Below are 15,373 nucleotides of genomic sequence, written 5' to 3'. Positions count from 1 at the left end.
TGGCGTCGGTCTTCGGTAGTGGCCTCCCGGCAGGGGATAGACCGCCGGCGGGCTTCGATCGATGACCGCCTCCGCGTCGCCGTGATCCAAGGGGATTCGGCCGGGTCTGCGCGTCGCAGCCAGGAGGGTTGCCGCGCGTCCGTACCCAGGTACGGCTGACGAAGCGCCGGATCGCGCCGCCCAAGCGCTCGAGCCGGCGAAAGACGAGAGGTTGAGAGAAGAGAATGACCGAAACAACTGAACGCAAGTCCTCGGCCGTCGAGGTCGAGCCCGGTGTGTTCGAATCCGTCGCGCTGATCGACAACGGCACGCTCGGTACCCGCACCGTCCGCTTCGAGACCGGCCGGCTCGCCCGGCAGGCCGCCGGTGCGGTCGTCGCCTACCTGGACGACGAGACCATGCTGCTGTCCGCCACCACCGCGGGCAAGTCGCCGAAGGACCAGTTCGACTTCTTCCCGCTGACGGTCGACGTCGAAGAGCGCATGTACGCCGCGGGCCGTATCCCCGGCTCGTTCTTCCGTCGCGAGGGCCGCCCGTCCACCGACGCGATCCTGACCTGCCGCCTGATCGACCGCCCGCTGCGCCCGTCGTTCGTCGACGGCCTGCGCAACGAGATCCAGGTCGTCGTCACGGTGCTGAGCCTGGACCCGAACGACCTGTACGACGTCGTCGCGATCAACGCCGCGTCCGCCTCCACCCAGATCGCCGGCCTGCCGTTCTCCGGCCCGGTCGGTGGCGTGCGCGTCGCGCTGATCGACGGCCAGTGGGTCGCGTTCCCGACCGTCGAGCAGCTCGAGGGCGCCGTGTTCGACATGGTCGTCGCGGGTCGCGTGGTCGAGTCCGGTGACGTCGCGATCATGATGGTCGAGGCCGAGGCCACCGACAAGGTCATCGCGCTGATCGAGGGTGGCGCCCAGGCGCCGACCGAGGCCGTGGTGGCGGAGGGCCTCGAGGCCGCCAAGCCGTTCATCGCCCGCCTCTGCAAGGCTCAGGCCGACCTCGCCGAGCTGGCCGCCAAGCCGACCGGTGAGTTCCCGCTCTTCCCGCCCTACGAGGCCGATGTCTACGAAGCCGTCGAAGGCACCGCCAAGCGTGAGCTGGGCGAGGCGCTCTCGATCGCGGACAAGCAGGAGCGCGAGGCGAAGATCGACGAGATCAAGCTCGACGTGCTGTCCCGGCTCGGCGACGACTTCGCCGGCCGCGAGAAGGAACTGGGCGCCGCGTTCCGCTCGGTCACCAAGAAGCTGGTGCGCCAGCGCATCCTGACCGACGGCTTCCGCATCGACGGCCGCGGGCTCGCGGACATCCGCGCGCTCTCCGCCGAGGTCGCCGTGGTGCCGCGCGCGCACGGTTCGGCGCTGTTCGAGCGGGGCGAGACCCAGATCATGGGCGTCACCACCCTCGACATGGTGAAGATGGCCCAGCAGGTCGACTCGCTCGGCCCGGAGACCAGCAAGCGCTACATGCACCACTACAACTTCCCGCCGTTCTCCACCGGCGAGACCGGTCGCGTCGGTTCGCCGAAGCGCCGCGAGATCGGCCACGGCGCGCTCGCCGAGCGGGCCCTGATGCCGGTGCTGCCGAGCCAGGAAGAGTTCCCGTACGCCATCCGTCAGGTCTCGGAAGCGTTGAGCTCCAACGGTTCCACCTCGATGGGCTCGGTCTGCGCCTCGACCCTGTCGCTGCTGAACGCCGGTGTGCCGCTGAAGGCGCCGGTCGCCGGCATCGCGATGGGCCTGGTGTCGGACACGATCACCAACGACAAGGGCGAGGACGAGGTGCGCTACGTCGCGCTGACCGACATCCTCGGCGCCGAGGACGCCTTCGGCGACATGGACTTCAAGGTCGCGGGCACCAAGGAGTTCGTCACCGCGCTGCAGCTCGACACCAAACTGGACGGCATCCCGTCGCAGGTGCTGGCCGGCGCGCTGAGCCAGGCGCACGACGCGCGCAACACCATCCTGGAGGTCATGGCCGAGGCCATCGACACCCCGGACGAGATGAGCCAGTACGCGCCGCGGGTCACCGCGATCAAGATCCCGGTCGACAAGATCGGCGAGGTGATCGGGCCCAAGGGCAAGGTGATCAACCAGATCACCGAGGAGACCGGCGCCAACATCTCGATCGAGGACGACGGCACGGTCTACGTCGGTGCGACCAACGGCCCCGCGGCGCAGGCGGCGATCGACCAGATCAACGCCATCGCGAACCCGCAGCTGCCGAAGGTCGGCGAGCGCTTCCTCGGCACGGTCGTCAAGACCACCGCCTTCGGCGCGTTCGTCTCGCTGCTGCCGGGCCGCGACGGCCTGGTGCACATCTCCAAGCTGGGCAACGGCAAGCGCGTGGCGAAGGTCGAAGACGTGGTGAACGTCGGCGACAAGCTGCGCGTGGAGATCGCCGATATCGACAACCGCGGCAAGATCTCGCTGGTGCCGGTCGAAGAGGAGGCTGCCGAAGCGGCCGCCGCGCCTGCCGATGCCGAGACCGTTGATGCGGGCGCGGCAGGGGCAGAGTAGTACTTGTCTCTGTGACGAAGAAGAAGACGACAGCCCCTCTGCTCCGCCGCGAGCAGGGGGGTTCGTCTGTGGAGCTGCGGGCGAACATGATTGATCCCGGCGTACAGCGCACCGTGCTACCCGGCGGGCTGCGCGTGGTCACCGAGCACGTGCCCGGCGTGCGTTCGGCATCGATCGGCGTCTGGGTGGGCGTCGGTTCGCGTGACGAGGGTCCGACCGTCGCCGGTGCGGCCCACTTCCTCGAGCACCTGCTGTTCAAGGCGACACCGACGCGCACCGCGCTCGACATCGCGCAGGCGATGGACGCGGTCGGCGGCGAGCTCAACGCGTTCACCGCGAAAGAGCAGACCTGCTACTACGCGCACGTGCTCGACGAGGACCTGCCGCTGGCCGTCGACATGGTCTCGGATGTGGTGCTCAACGGGCTGTGCCGCGCCGCCGACGTCGACGTGGAACGGCAGGTGGTGCTCGAAGAGATCGCCATGCGCGACGACGACCCGGAGGACGTGGTCGGCGACTCGTTCCTGTCCGCGCTGTTCGGCGATCATCCGATCGGGCGGCCGGTGATCGGCTCCATCGAGTCCATCGAATCGATGCACGCGGCGCAGCTGCGCGGCTTTCACCTGCGGCGCTACCGGCCGGACCGGATGGTCGTCGCGGTCGCGGGCAACGTCGAACACGACCACACGGTGGAGCTGGTGCACCGGGCGTTCCAGAATCGGCTCGATCCGGCGGCGCAACCCGCCAAACGGCGGGAGGGACGGTTCCGGCCGCACAGCGATCCCGAACTGCAGTGGAGCCACCGCGACAGCGAGCAGGCGCATCTGGCGTTCGGGGTGCGCGCCTTCGGGCGGCACGAGGGGGAGCGGCGCTGGCCGCTCTCGGTGCTCAACACCGTGGTCGGCGGCGGACTGAGTTCCCGGTTGTTCCAACGCATCCGGGAGGAACGCGGGCTCGCCTACTCGGTGTACTCCAGCGTGGACACCTTCGCCGACACCGGGGCGTTCTCGGTGTACATCGGCTGCCAGCCGGAAAACCTCGGCAAGGTGGCTTCGTTGGCCCGCGGCGTGCTCGAAGAGGTTGCGGCCGACGGCATTTCCGATGCCGAGTGCGCCCGGGCCAAGGGGTCGTTGCGCGGCGGTCTGGTGCTGGGCCTGGAGGATTCGGCGTCCAGGATGAACCGGATCGGCCGCAGCGAGCTCAGCTACGGCAACCATCGCAGTGTGTCGGAGACGTTGGCCCGGATCGATGCGGTCACCACCGACGAGGTCTCGGCGATCGCCCGCACCCTGCTGGCCCGCCCCTTCGCGGCCTCGATCGCCGGTCCGTACAAGCGAACCCGGGAAATTCCCGCGGCCGTGCGGCGGTTGGTCGAGGGCTAGGGCGCGCGCCGACGGGTCAGGCGTCGGCGCGGTTCGCGGCATCGACGATCGAGGGGAGCAGGCCGGGAAGGGCCGCTTCGACGTCGGTGGCGCGCAGGCGCTGCCAGATCTGGCCGTCGACGATCACGCGCTCGATCACGCCTGCTTCGCGCAGGATCTTGAAATGGTGGGTCGCGGTCGATTTGTTGATCGCGTCGTAGAGCGAGTTGCAGCGCACCGGAGTGCCCGCGCCCGCATTGCTCAGGCGGCGCACCATCTCGAGCCGCACGGGGTCCTGGAGTGCGGCGAGCACGGTCGGCAGCGGGGCCACCGGTGGGACATCGACCACCGTATCTTTAGCATCGGTCATGATCCACCTCACATTGGGGTTTGATGATCGTCGTACCGGATGTATGGTCGAGCGCGGTTCGATCATTATCAAACCTACCTGATCGGAGTTTCGATGGCAGTGCCGGTAGCGACACCCGAGACGGGCGAGCGGACCTCGCAGCGCTGGGCATATGCCCTGGTCCTGGCCGCGAGCGGGGTGGCGCTCGGGGTGTCCGGGGTGCCCGCCCCGCTGTACGGCATGTATCAGCAGGAGTGGCATTTCTCGCCGCTGACGACGACCTTCGTCTTCGCGGTCTACGCGTTCGCGGCGCTGGCCGCGGTGCTGGTGTCCGGCAAAGTCTCCGATGTGGTGGGCCGCAAGCCCGTCCTGCTCGGTGCGTTCGTGACGATGATCGCGGGACTCGCGGTGTTCCTGCTCGCCGACAACGTGGCGATGCTGCTGCTCGCGCGGGCGCTGCACGGGTTCGCGGTCGGCGCGACCGTGGTCGCCGGTGCGGCTGCCCTGCTCGACCTGCGGCCCAAGCACGGCGCGCGCTCCGGTCAGCTGAGCGGCGTGGCCTTCAATGTCGGGATGGCCGTGGCGATTCTGGGCTCGGCCCTGCTCGCCCAGTACGCCCCGCACCCGCTGCGCACGCCGTACGTGGCCATCACCTTCGTGTGCCTGCTCATCGGTATCGGCATCATCGCGCTGGAGGAGCCGCACACCGCCCGCATCGCCGGACGCATCCGGATCGCGAAACCGGCTGTGCCGCAAGAAATCCGCGGTGACTTCTGGTTCTCCGCCCTCGGTGTGATGGCGGCCTGGTCGGTGCTGGGCGTGCTGCTGTCGCTGTACCCGTCGCTGGCCTCGGCCGAAACCGGCATCCACAACCTGGTTTTCGGCGGTGCGGTGGTCGCCTCGACCGCGGTGGCCGGGGCCACCTCGCAGTTGTTCGCGACCGCGATTCCCGCGCGGCGCGCCGCGATTCTCGGCGACACCGGCATGGCGATCGCGCTCGTGCTCACCGTGCCCGCGCTGCATACCGGCAACTGGATCGTGGTGCTGGCGGCCGGCGTGCTGCTCGGGGCGACGTTCGGCCTGGGCTTCGGCGGCTCGCTGCGGCACCTGTCCGAGGTTGTGCCACAACACAAACGGGGCGAGACCATGTCGGCGTACTACCTGCTCGCCTACACGGCGATGGCGTTGCCGACCATTCTCGCCGGCTGGGCGGCCACCACGTGGGGACTGAGCACCGTGTTCCCGTGGTTCGTCGGGGTCGTCGCGCTGGCCTGCCTGGCCGCGGCCGGTCTGGGCGTGCGGCGCAATCGCGCGACGGCCCGGCAGCCCGCGTAAGGGCGGATTGGCATTTTCCGCCGTCGATCGGCTAGAGTTTCATCTCGCATCACGGAGCGATTCGAGATGCGAACGCGGATGTAGCGCAGCTGGTAGCGCATCACCTTGCCAAGGTGAGGGTCGCGGGTTCGAATCCCGTCATCCGCTCAATTCACTCAACCAGCCGCTGTTTACGCCGTGGCGCCGTGGCTGCGATCTCCTCCTTCGTCAACAGGCCGGCCATGAACCCGAGCACGTCCGGGTCCTCGAGCGGTTTCCACTGCGGCGCAAGAAGTTTCATATAACGCTCGACGTACAGCAGTTGTTTGCCGACCAGCACCAATTCGCGCGGCAGCTTGGCCTCGTAAATCCTGGCCACTTCCGCGAGGCGGCGACCGAGCTGGGTATAGGACAGCGCGCCGAGATCGGATTTCTGCAAAGGGGCGGTGACCGACCGGATATCGCGGGCCGCGCGTTTGACGTTGCCCGGGCGCCGGACCGCGCCCATCTCGAAAATGGTGCGGCCCGCCGCCTCGAAGTCGTTGTGCACCATCAGTTCCACCACGAGCCGGCGCAGCAGCAGCCGGGTCCGGTCGTCGAAACGGCCGACGATGCCCCAATCCAGGAACACGACCTTGCCCGCCGCGTCGACCAGGACGTTGCCCGCGTGCAGATCGCCGTGGAACAGCCCGGCCCGGAACGCCGACTCCAGCAGCGAGAGCAGGATCGTCTTCAGCAACGCGGCGCCGCGGAACCCCGCGGCGCGCACGGCGGCGACATCGTCGATGCGGATGGCGTCGATGTACTCCATCGTCAGCACCTTCGTGGTGCTGAATTCCGGATACACCTGCGGCACCCGCACCTGAGCCGCGAACGGGGTGTTCGCGATGAATCCCGGCCACTCGGTCATGGCCGTGGCCTCGGTGTGGAAATCGATCTCGTCGTTGAGGTTGGCCGCGAAATCGGCCACGATATCGCGCGCGCCGAGCATGCGGCCGTACTCGGACAGTTCGAGCAGCTGCGCCGCGCGTTCCAGGATCTGCAGGTCTGCGGCGAGGCGGGCCTTGATGCCCGGCCGCTGGATCTTCACCACCACGTCGGTGCCCGAATGCAGAGTCGCACGGTGTACCTGTGCGATCGAGGCCGATGCGATCGGGGCAGGATCGAAGTGCGCGAACAGCTGCGCGGGTGGCGCGCCCAGCTGCTCGGTGAGCAGCGTCCGGATCGCCGCCGGATCGGCCGGCGGGACCCGATCCAGCAGGGTGCGGAACTCGTTCGACAGCGTCTCGGGGAAGACCCCGGGGCTCGACGCGATGAGCTGACCGAGCTTGACGTAGGTGGGTCCCAGCGCGGCGAACCGGTTGCGCGCCTCGTGTGCCGCTCGATTCGCCAGCGGCCGCCCGTCGCGGCGGGTGAACAGCAGGCGCGCGCCGCCGCGGGCGGCCTGCCACAGGGTCGCGCCGACCCGCGCGGTCTCGGTGCCGATCGACACCGGCTGCAACCGAAGTGGCGTGGCGGCGCCCGATGGGGCCATCGATCCTCCGTCGTCGGTGCGCGCGCCCGGCCGCTCGCTCACGGCACGCGCGACTGCCTGCATACCCGAACACAGAATAGGCGTTCGGACGGTGATCGGAACGACCGGCGGATCGAGCGTGTCCGGGCGGGGGTCGGGGCGGGGCCGGACGGCTTGGTGTGCTGTGCTCAGGCGAGCAGCCGGACCACTTCGCGGGCGCTGCCCCACGAGAGGCTGACACCCATACCGTCGTGACCGTAGTTGTGCACCACGCGGGCGCCGCCGATCTGCTCCTCGTCCAGCCGGGCGGCGGTGCGGCCCGGGCGCAGGCCCACTTCGTGGCCGACCACCTCGGCGTCGGCCAGCCGCGCGTCGACCTCGATGGCGCGGCGCAGGATGCGTTCGGCCAGTTCGGGGTCGGGGTCCAGACTCCAGCGGCCCGGGTGCCGGGCCCCGCCGAGGATCAGGCGCTCACCGTGCGGGAAGATGCCGGTCCACTCCGGTTCCTCGACGAACTCGACGTAGAAATCGGTGAGACCGGGATTGCGCAGGATGACGTGCTGACCGCGCACCGGCTGGACCTCGGCATCGCCGACGAGCTTGCCCGCGGCCACGCCGGTGCAGTTCACCACGACGGGCGCGGCGGCGGTGGCCTCACCGAGATCGCGCACCCGGCGCTGTTCGATCTCGATGCCCGCCGCGGACAGCCGATCGGTCAGGTAGTCCAGGTAGCGCGGCAGGTCGATGAGCGGTGCGGTGCACCACAATCCGACCAGCATGCCCTCGGGTAACTCGTCGGCCCGGCAGAACTCGGCCTCGCCGAGATCGTCCATCCAGTGCGGTGGTTCGGCCGAAAGATTCGACACCTGGAGTCCGCGTTCGAAATGCACGCCCGACGCGGGTTCCTTGGCGAGCCGGGAGAGTTCGGCGAAGGAGACCCGGCTCCACGCCAGATCCCGCGGCGTGTGCCCCGGCCCCCACAGACCGCTCGCGACGGCGGAGGTGGTCTGCCGGGGCGGCAGTTCGGCCCACACCCGAACCCGATGGCCTGCCTCCGCCAGGCACACCGCCGTGGTCAACCCGATCACGCCCGCCCCGAGCACCAAAACATCATCAGCCATCTCGTGACGGTACCTACGAATACCCCTCGCGGACTTGAAAAGAACGGAATGGCGACGTCAATGACTCTGTGCGGGATCAAGATTCGCTAGGCCGGGGCGGACGCGACGGACCACCGTTCAGTCGGTCGGTACCGCGGTTTCCTGGATGATCCGCCAGCGGTAGCGCGGGGGTGCGCCGTCGGTGGTGAGGACCGCGGTGCTGCGGCGGTCGGTGTGTTTGCCGTCGAAGTGGTGGCGTTCCAAGAACCGGACGACGGTTACGCTGCCCTCGACGAGCAGCAGTTCCACGTCGTCGATCTCGATGTCGAGACCGGGCCTGGAGTTCTTGGCGCGGCGCAATCCGGACAGCAGTTCCGATTGGCTCACTCGAGCCCCGTCCAGGGTCACCATCGAGAACGCGTCGTGCTGGGTGGCCGCGAACTGCTCCAGCACCTCCTGGTCCGCATCGGTGCCCAGCCAGGCCGACAACAGCGCGTGTACGTGCTCGACCTCGGCGACCGGGTCGAGGGAATCGGAAGCAGACATAACGGCACCCTACTCGAGCAACCACACCGCAATGCCCCGGCACGCGGACCCGGTGGCAAGAGGACATGCTGGAATGAGTTGGGGCACTGTGGTAGCCGATCTTGTCCGGTAGTCGGCAGGCGGCAATCCGGCTACCATGCGCTAATGCGATGGGGGAGGTTGGGCGACCGACTGCACCGCGCGGCGTTACTGCTTGCGGTGTCGATGGCGGTCGTCGGCGGGCTCGCCATCGCGGCACTCACCTGGTGGTTGCTGTGGCTGGGCTTCGGTGCCACCGCCGAGCAGCCGAACCGGCTGGACCTCACCAAGATCGCGCTGGCGGTCGCGGCGGGTGCCGGCGGCGCCGTCGCGCTGGCGGTGGCCTACCGGCGCCAGCGCGACCTGGAGCGCGGCCGATTCGCCGAACTGTTCGGCGCCGCCGCGCGGCAGCTCGGCGACGCTGACGTGGCGGTCCGCATCGCCGGGGTCTACGCGATGGCCGGCGTCGCCGACGACTTCCGCGCGCCGAGCCGGCGCCAGCAGTGCGTCGATGTGCTGTGCGGCTACCTGCGGCTGCCCTACGACCCGGTCGCCGGGGCGAACCACCTTGTCTCGCAGGCGGAAACGGTGGACGAATCCGGGCTGAAGGTCGAGCGGGTCTACCAGTTCCGGCAGAACGATCGCGAAGTCCGCCGAACCATCGTCAAGGTGATCGCCGATCACCTGCGCCGGTCGGCCGAGATCTCCTGGTCGCAGTGCGAGTTCACGTTCAACCGCGCCGTGCTCGAACAGGGCGACTTCCGCGACACCGTGTTCGCGGGACGGCACACCTCCTTCGCCGGGGCCCTGTTCACCGGGCGCACCACGTTCGAGCACGCCGTCTTCGCCGGTCCGCACGTCACGTTCCGGGATGCGCGATTCCAGGACGGGCCGGTGCTTTTCGAACGGGCGCAGTTCGGCTCGGCCCGCGGCGAGAAAGGGGAGCGCGCGAGCTACGGCACCACGTTCGACGGCGCGGACTTCGACTGTTCGGTGTCGTTCGAGCACGCGGTCTTCCTCGGCCCGCGCACCAGCTTCACCGGAATGCGCTGCACCGGGGCGCGAACCTCGTTCCAGGACACGAAGTTCCAGGCGGAGGTCACCGCGTTCGACCGCGCCACGCTCGACGGTCAGCACCTCGCATTCACCGGGGCGGAACTGTCGAGCGCCCGGATCACCTTCGCGGGCACCAACTTCGAGGCGGGCACGGTCGCCTTCGACGAGACACGGATCGGGGCACCGGCGCGCATGCGCAACCGGGGGACCCGGGAAACCGATTTCCGCCGCGCGGAATTCCATGGCACGACCACCTTCGCGGGCACCACGTTCGCGGGCCGCGCGGTGGACTTCACCGAGGGTGACTTCTTCGGCGACATCTCCTTCGTGGGCGCGCGGTTCAGCGCGGGCGAAGTGCGTTTCGATCGCCCCAAGGCCTGGGTCGGGATCCATTTCGACTGGGACGACATCCCGACCCGCAAACCGCAGAACGTGAAACCGAATCCGTGGCCGCCGGAGCCGCCCGACGAGTGAGCCCTACTCGGGGACGACCGCGGGGTAGGGCCGCAACGCGGGCCAGGTCTGCGCGGTCAGCTTGCCGAGGGTGTATTTGGTGAGCAGGTCTTCGGCGATCTTTCGCGCGATGAGCTGGTACACCGCCTCGGTGGGATGGGCCAGATCGCTGGTGGTGAGGAAGCGGCGGAACACCGGCTCGACCGGGTCGCGCTGCCCCAGATAGTGCACGGGAACACCGTGCTCCTGGGCGAAACCCTTGAGATCGAACGCGTCCTGGTGTTCGGCGACGAACTTCATCCACGCGTTCATCCGGACCAGCGTGATGTTGTCCTTCTGCGCGCCGGGGCCGGGATCCTCGGCGGTCGAGGGCCAATGCGTGGCGAGGTAATCCAGCTGATCGTTGAAGCGGACCGTGTTCGCCTCGAACTTGTCCACCTGTTTGCGCTTGCCGTCGGCGATCTGATCGAGGAAGCGGATCGAGATGGTCGGGCTCGGCAGATCGATGAGCAGGAAATGCTCCTGGTCGCGGTTGCCCGAGGCGTTGGCGATGCTGTCGACCAGGCCCTTGATCTCCTCGATGATGGGTGTGATGCCGGTGCCGTCCTTGTTCGACTCGAAGTAGCCGACCCGGTAGACCTCCCGCTCGCCCATCACCAGGCCCGCGCCGCGTTCGGCGGTGACGATGTCGTTCAAGCCGATCCAGATGATGTGCAGGGTGTGGCCGCGATAGTTCGCGCCCATCGCCCGGCGCGCCGCCAGGTACGCCTCGATCTCGTTCTTCAGATAACCCAGCGCTCCGGCCTTGGGTTTCCAGTCCGAGGCGGCGATCGCCCCGCCTTCGGCGTAATTGGCATAGAACAGTGGCGGATTCGTGTTCGTGTCCGTCTTCAGCAGCATCGAGCGGGTGGTCAGGCTGCGGTGCGGCAGGGTCGCGCTCTCCGTCGCGTCCTTGTCGCCGCGGACCAGCGGGTCCGCGCCGGTCCACTCGACCAGGAAGTCGGTCCAGTTCTTCCCGTCGCTGAAGCGCCCGATCTCGTTGGTCCGCATCGCTTTCAGCGCACGGGCGAACAAACCGGTCGGCGCTTCGCGCTTGTTACCGACGTCCGACAAACTGTCGCCGAGCACGATCAAATTCTGCACCGCAGTAGGCATGGCAAACTCGCATATCGCAAATACAAAAAGGCGCAAGGCCTTCCGGACATGACGAGAATACGCAGTCGCCGGGCGCGGCACGCCGAACTCGAAAAACAAACCGGGACAGTCGAATTCGAGTGGAGTGATAGAAAAGAATAAAAATGGATAGTGTGCCGGGCCGGGGCGGCGCCCGTGCGGACGCCGCCCCGCGCCGCTAGCTCGGCCAGCCGCCGTAGGGCACCGTGATCAATTCCAGGAAGTGGCCGTTGGGGTCCAGGAAGTAGACGCCGCGACCGCCGTCGTTGTGGTTGATCTCGTTGACCCCCTGTTGGCGGGGATCGGCCCAGTGCTCCAGTTTGTAACGCTGGATCTTGGCGTAGGCCGCGTCGAATTCGGCCTCGCTGATCAAGAAGGCATAGTGCTGGGGTGATATCTCGGTGACGTGCGGCGGCACATTCGCGAAATCGAACGTGACACCGTTGTCCAGCGGCAGCGGGATGAACGGGCCCCATTCGGCGCCGAGTTCGGTACCCAGGATGTCTGCCCAGAATTCTGCGGTCACCCGATTATCGCGGCAACCGACAATGGTGTGATTGAACTGTACTGACAGGGGATTTCTCCTTGTGTCGTGACGATCCCGACCCCGGGCTCGGTACAAGGCGGCCAACGGGAGCACCGTCACGGTCGACGACGCTAGCAAACATCCGACGGATTTCGCCAGCATCCCGTGACGCAGACCATGTTTCGGCTCAGCGCGGCAGCCGCAATTCGGCGCGATAGCCGCCGTCGGCGCACGGCCCGGAGGTGAAGCTGCCGCCGAGCAGTTCCGCGCGTTCGCCGAGGCCGACCAATCCGTGCCGTGAGCTGGGCAGTCGCATCGCGGGCCGGGTGGGCCGGGTGTTGGTGACGGTGACGCCGAGCTGGTCGGCGTCGTGCCACAACCGCACCTCGGCGGTCGCGCCGGGCGCGTGTTTGCGGACGTTGGTCAGCGCCTCCTGCACCGTCCGATAGATCGTGCGCTGCGCGGGCGCGCCGAGGTCGGCCGGCAGATCTCCGCTGAATTCGACCTGAATACCGCTGGAGTCGAGCAGCTTTCGCAGATCGGCCAGGGTCGGTTGCGGGGTCAGCTCGGTGCCCTGGCCGCCCGCGGCGCGCAGCAGGGTGACCATGTGGCGCAGCTCGTCGAGGGTGTCCACGCTGAGCCTGCGAATGGTGCGCGCGGTCTCGGCGGCGGCCGCATCGGTCGTCGCGACCTGTAAAGCGCCTGCGCTCACGGCGATCAGGCTCACCTGGTGCGCGACGACGTCGTGCATCTCCCGGCCGATCTGCGCGCGTTCGCGGGCCAGCACGGCTTGGGCGTGCAGCAGGCGTTCGTGGTCGCGGGCGGCCTCGATTTCGGAGAGCCGGGTGGACAACTCGCGGCGGGTCCGCATCAGCTGGCCGAGCAGCACCGGAGCGCCGGCCCAGGCCAGGGAATAGGCGAGCGAGACGAGGGTGTCCGGCGTGCGGTAGTCGTTCGAGCCCGGCCAGGGAAACGCCGCGGCGACGGCGGTGGCGAGCGCGGCGGACGTCAGCAGCGCGCGGTTCCTGGTGCGGTCGGCCAGCGTGTACAGCGCGATCGCGGGCGCGGCCAGCACGGCGAGCAGCAGGCTCGCGGGCAAGGTCAGCAGGAAGGCCACCAGTGGAAAGCGTCTGCGCAGCAGCAGGCCCGCGCAGGCGATACCGCCGGCGATGCGCGCGCTCACGGTGCCGTCGTCGCCGTCGACGTACACGTCGGCCGCGGCGACGACGACCAGCGCGAGGTCGATCAGCCACGGGTTGATCCGCTTCATGGCAGCAGTCCGGCTCGCTGGGCGAGCAGGGCCGCTTGGACCCGGCTGCTCACGCGCAGTTTGGTGAAGATCGCGCTGACATGGTCTTTCACCGTGCCGACGCTCAGATGGAGCTGCTGTCCGATCTCGGCGTTGGACAGGCCCGCGGCCAGCTCGACGAGCACCGCGCGTTCGCGTTCGGTCAGGCGCTCGACGCGCGCGGCCTCGGCGTCGAATTCGGCGCTGGTGGCCGGTTCGGCATTGCGCAACAGTGCCGCGGACGCCTTCGGCGACAGCACGACACCGCCCGCGGCGAGTGTGCGTGTCAGCTGGGCGAGTTGCTCCGGCTCGGTATCCTTGAGCACGAAACCTGCTGCGCCCGAACGCAATGCGGAAAGGATGTATTCGTCGGTGTCGAAGGTGGTCAGCATCGCCACCGTGGGAGCCTCGGGCAGTGCGCGCAGCAGACGCAGCACCGCGAGCCCGTCGACGTCGGGCATCCTGATATCGAGCAGCACCACGTCGGGCCGTTCCCGCTCGACCGCAGCCACCGCTTCCGAACCGGTCGCCGTGGCCACCACCTCGATATCGGCCGCGGCGTTCAGGATCAGCTCGAATCCGGAGCGCACCAGGGCCTCGTCGTCGACGACCACCACCCGAATCATTCGCTCGTACCCTTTTCGCCGTCGTTGCCCGCTCCCCGTCGAGCCTAGATCTGCCCTGTTCACCGGGCTGCGCACGACCCCGGCGCACAGCCGGACGGCGGGGGTGGACCAGCCGATCGGCGGAGCGGGGCGGCCGACGGGCAGACCGGCTCCGGACCTGCGCCGGATACCCGCCGCGCGATCGGTCGCCGAGGCTGAAGAACATGGCACACCATGGTGTTCCGGCCGCGTCGGTCGTGGCCGGACCGGAGCGTGCGGCAGGTGCTGGGCGGGACGAGGTCGCGGCGGTGCAGCAGGGGCGGGCCGGGATGACGCCGGCTGAGGTGGCACGGGTCGAACCCGCGGACGGCGCGACGGCCCGTGCGGCCGGACGGCTGATCGGGGTCGATCTCGCGCGCGGGATCGCGGTGCTCGGCATGTTCGCGGCGCACCTCGGGCCGATCCCCGACCGCGGCGGGGTCGTCGGGTTCGCCATGGAACTGGCGCACGGGCGGTCCTCCGCGCTGTTCGCGTTCCTCGCCGGGTTCTCGATCGTGCTGATCACCGGGCGGCGGGTGCCCAAAACCGGTCGAGACGGCCGCCAGGCGGTGGTGAAGGTGCTGATCCGGGCGGGCATCCTGCTGGTGGTCGGCACCGGGCTGACCGCGCTCGGCACGCCGGTCGAGGTGATCCTGGCCTACTACGGCTTGTACTTCGTGCTGGCGCTGCCGCTGTCGCGGCTGCGCGCCACGACGCTGGCGGTGCTCGCCGCGCTGAGCGCGCTCGTGTTGCCGCAGATCTGGTTCCTGGTGACCGATGCGCCGCCCGGCTGGTTCGACGCCGTCGACGGCCACGATCCGCTCGCGTGGGCCAGCGGTCGCGGCGACGCGGTCGGCAGTTCCGGTGGGCTGATCGGCCTACTGTTCACGGGCAGCTATCCGGCGCTGACCTGGCTGCCGTTCGTGCTCGCGGGCATGGCGGTGGCGCGACTCGACCTGTCCGACAGAGTGATTCGGCGCCGGGTGCTGGCGATCGGGATCGCGCTCGCGGTGCTGGGTTACGGCGGCTCCGCGGTGGCGTTGCGGGTGGTGCCCGGCACGGTGTCGTCGGCCGGGCTGATGGACGCGTCGTGGTGGTCGGATCTGGCCGCGGAACAGCCCGGCTGGCGGGAGCAACTGGTCGCGGTGCCGCACAGCGAGACCACGCTGTCGATCGTCGCGAACACCGGTGCGGCCATCGCGGTCCTGATCGCCTGCGTGCTGGCCGGTGCTCGGTCCGGCTGGTTCCGCCGGGTGAGCGCGCCGCTGATCGCGGTCGGCACCATGTCGTTGACCGCGTATGTGTTCCACATCGTCGCCGTGGCGATCCTCGGTATCGACACGCTTCCCGCGGACAGTCTTCCGGTGCTGCTCGGCCTCAGCGCGATCATCCTGATGTTCGCCTACTGCTGGACCCGCTTCTTCGCCCGCGGCCCGCTCGAATGGTTGCTGCACCGGGCCACCACGGTGGCCCGGCGGGTCCGGTGATCGGCCGAGCGGGTCTGGGCCGGCGACAG

The 15,373-nt window shown here is 68.8% G+C and carries 13 protein-coding genes and 1 tRNA gene; 6 read left to right on the top strand and 8 right to left on the bottom strand.

Annotation, left to right across the window (positions count from 1 at the left end):
- The first annotated feature begins 224 nt into the window (after nt 1-224).
- Both TY25_RS22610 and TY25_RS22605 read left to right on the top strand, forming a co-directional pair.
- Nucleotides 225-2,516, top strand: coding sequence for a polyribonucleotide nucleotidyltransferase (locus tag TY25_RS22610; RefSeq protein ID WP_042259022.1), 2,292 nt, complete (start codon nt 225-227; stop codon nt 2,514-2,516).
- Nucleotides 2,517-2,602: 86 nt separating this feature from the next.
- Nucleotides 2,603-3,898, top strand: a complete 1,296-nt coding sequence (locus tag TY25_RS22605) for a M16 family metallopeptidase (RefSeq protein ID WP_042259049.1) — start codon at nt 2,603-2,605, stop codon at nt 3,896-3,898.
- Between the two features lie 16 nt (nt 3,899-3,914).
- On the opposite strand, the gene TY25_RS22600 is transcribed toward TY25_RS22605, so the two are convergent.
- A complete protein-coding gene (locus TY25_RS22600) occupies nt 3,915-4,247 on the bottom strand; it encodes an ArsR/SmtB family transcription factor (protein ID WP_042259020.1) in 333 nt (110 codons plus the stop codon).
- Nucleotides 4,248-4,340: 93 nt separating this feature from the next.
- On the opposite strand from TY25_RS22600, the gene TY25_RS22595 reads away from it, so the two are divergent.
- Both TY25_RS22595 and TY25_RS22590 read left to right on the top strand, forming a co-directional pair.
- Complete coding sequence (locus tag TY25_RS22595) at nt 4,341-5,561, top strand: MFS transporter (RefSeq protein WP_042259048.1); 1,221 nt, start codon at nt 4,341-4,343, stop codon at nt 5,559-5,561.
- A 74-nt stretch (nt 5,562-5,635) separates the two neighbouring features.
- Nucleotides 5,636-5,708 (top strand) — tRNA-Gly (locus TY25_RS22590).
- A gap of 4 nt (nt 5,709-5,712) precedes the next feature.
- On the opposite strand, the gene TY25_RS22585 is transcribed toward TY25_RS22590, so the two are convergent.
- The 3 genes from TY25_RS22585 to TY25_RS22575 all read right to left on the bottom strand — a co-directional run bounded on the left by TY25_RS22585 (nt 5,713) and on the right by TY25_RS22575 (nt 8,699).
- Nucleotides 5,713-7,074, bottom strand: coding sequence for an ABC1 kinase family protein (locus TY25_RS22585; RefSeq protein ID WP_042259047.1), 1,362 nt, complete (start codon nt 7,072-7,074; stop codon nt 5,713-5,715).
- A 167-nt stretch (nt 7,075-7,241) separates the two neighbouring features.
- A complete protein-coding gene (locus tag TY25_RS22580) occupies nt 7,242-8,174 on the bottom strand; it encodes an FAD-dependent oxidoreductase (RefSeq protein ID WP_042259019.1) in 933 nt (310 codons plus the stop codon).
- A 117-nt stretch (nt 8,175-8,291) separates the two neighbouring features.
- Nucleotides 8,292-8,699: a hypothetical protein gene (locus tag TY25_RS22575; RefSeq protein WP_042259018.1), complete on the bottom strand. Its 408-nt coding sequence runs from the start codon at nt 8,697-8,699 to the stop codon at nt 8,292-8,294.
- Between the two features lie 144 nt (nt 8,700-8,843).
- Here TY25_RS22575 and TY25_RS22570 point away from each other — a divergent pair, with 144 nt between their 5' ends.
- On the top strand, nt 8,844-10,247 hold the full coding sequence (locus TY25_RS22570; protein WP_042259017.1) for a hypothetical protein: 1,404 nt from the start codon (nt 8,844-8,846) through the stop codon (nt 10,245-10,247).
- 3 nt (nt 10,248-10,250) lie between these two features.
- Here the strand turns inward: TY25_RS22570 and TY25_RS22565 are convergent, their stop codons facing one another.
- The 4 genes from TY25_RS22565 to TY25_RS22550 form a co-directional block, all read right to left on the bottom strand.
- Nucleotides 10,251-11,381 carry an SGNH/GDSL hydrolase family protein gene (locus TY25_RS22565; RefSeq protein ID WP_146153910.1) on the bottom strand — a complete coding sequence of 377 codons (1,131 nt, stop codon included), beginning with the start codon at nt 11,379-11,381 and terminating at the stop codon, nt 10,251-10,253.
- 196 nt (nt 11,382-11,577) lie between these two features.
- Nucleotides 11,578-11,973 carry a VOC family protein gene (locus TY25_RS22560; RefSeq protein WP_042259046.1) on the bottom strand — a complete coding sequence of 132 codons (396 nt, stop codon included), beginning with the start codon at nt 11,971-11,973 and terminating at the stop codon, nt 11,578-11,580.
- 139 nt (nt 11,974-12,112) lie between these two features.
- Entirely contained in the window at nt 12,113-13,195 is a 1,083-nt protein-coding gene (locus TY25_RS22555) for a sensor histidine kinase (RefSeq protein WP_042259015.1), read from the bottom strand.
- The gene (locus tag TY25_RS22550; protein ID WP_042259013.1) at nt 13,192-13,839 is read right to left on the bottom strand and encodes a response regulator; all 648 of its coding nucleotides are present in this window, start codon (nt 13,837-13,839) and stop codon (nt 13,192-13,194) included. The genes TY25_RS22555 and TY25_RS22550 overlap by 4 nt, the downstream gene beginning before the upstream one ends.
- 203 nt (nt 13,840-14,042) lie before the next feature.
- Here TY25_RS22550 and TY25_RS22545 point away from each other — a divergent pair, with 203 nt between their 5' ends.
- Nucleotides 14,043-15,344 (top strand): DUF418 domain-containing protein, encoded by a 1,302-nt coding sequence (locus TY25_RS22545; protein WP_081869022.1) that lies wholly within the window; start codon nt 14,043-14,045, stop codon nt 15,342-15,344.
- Nucleotides 15,345-15,373: the final 29 nt, after the last annotated feature.

The sequence above is a fragment of the Nocardia brasiliensis NBRC 14402 genome, from assembly GCF_000308475.2.
Classification (GTDB): domain Bacteria; phylum Actinomycetota; class Actinomycetes; order Mycobacteriales; family Mycobacteriaceae; genus Nocardia; species Nocardia brasiliensis.
Note: the sequence above shows the minus strand (reverse complement) of the source record. Positions and strands in the feature narration are given on the sequence as shown.

Bases quoted from the DNA above. Each gene is read 5' to 3' on its own strand.
- TY25_RS22610 (WP_042259022.1), top strand. From the start codon at position 225: ATGACCGAAACAACTGAACGCAAGTCCTCGGCCGTCGAGGTCGAGCCC.
- TY25_RS22605 (WP_042259049.1), top strand. From the start codon at position 2,603: ATGATTGATCCCGGCGTACAGCGCACCGTGCTACCCGGCGGGCTGCGC.
- TY25_RS22600 (WP_042259020.1), bottom strand. From the start codon at position 4,247: ATGACCGATGCTAAAGATACGGTGGTCGATGTCCCACCGGTGGCCCCG.
- TY25_RS22595 (WP_042259048.1), top strand. From the start codon at position 4,341: ATGGCAGTGCCGGTAGCGACACCCGAGACGGGCGAGCGGACCTCGCAG.
- TY25_RS22585 (WP_042259047.1), bottom strand. From the start codon at position 7,074: ATGGCCCCATCGGGCGCCGCCACGCCACTTCGGTTGCAGCCGGTGTCG.
- TY25_RS22580 (WP_042259019.1), bottom strand. From the start codon at position 8,174: ATGGCTGATGATGTTTTGGTGCTCGGGGCGGGCGTGATCGGGTTGACC.
- TY25_RS22575 (WP_042259018.1), bottom strand. From the start codon at position 8,699: ATGTCTGCTTCCGATTCCCTCGACCCGGTCGCCGAGGTCGAGCACGTA.
- TY25_RS22570 (WP_042259017.1), top strand. From the start codon at position 8,844: ATGCGATGGGGGAGGTTGGGCGACCGACTGCACCGCGCGGCGTTACTG.
- TY25_RS22565 (WP_146153910.1), bottom strand. From the start codon at position 11,381: ATGCCTACTGCGGTGCAGAATTTGATCGTGCTCGGCGACAGTTTGTCG.
- TY25_RS22555 (WP_042259015.1), bottom strand. From the start codon at position 13,195: ATGAAGCGGATCAACCCGTGGCTGATCGACCTCGCGCTGGTCGTCGTC.
- TY25_RS22550 (WP_042259013.1), bottom strand. From the start codon at position 13,839: ATGATTCGGGTGGTGGTCGTCGACGACGAGGCCCTGGTGCGCTCCGGA.
- TY25_RS22545 (WP_081869022.1), top strand. From the start codon at position 14,043: ATGGCACACCATGGTGTTCCGGCCGCGTCGGTCGTGGCCGGACCGGAG.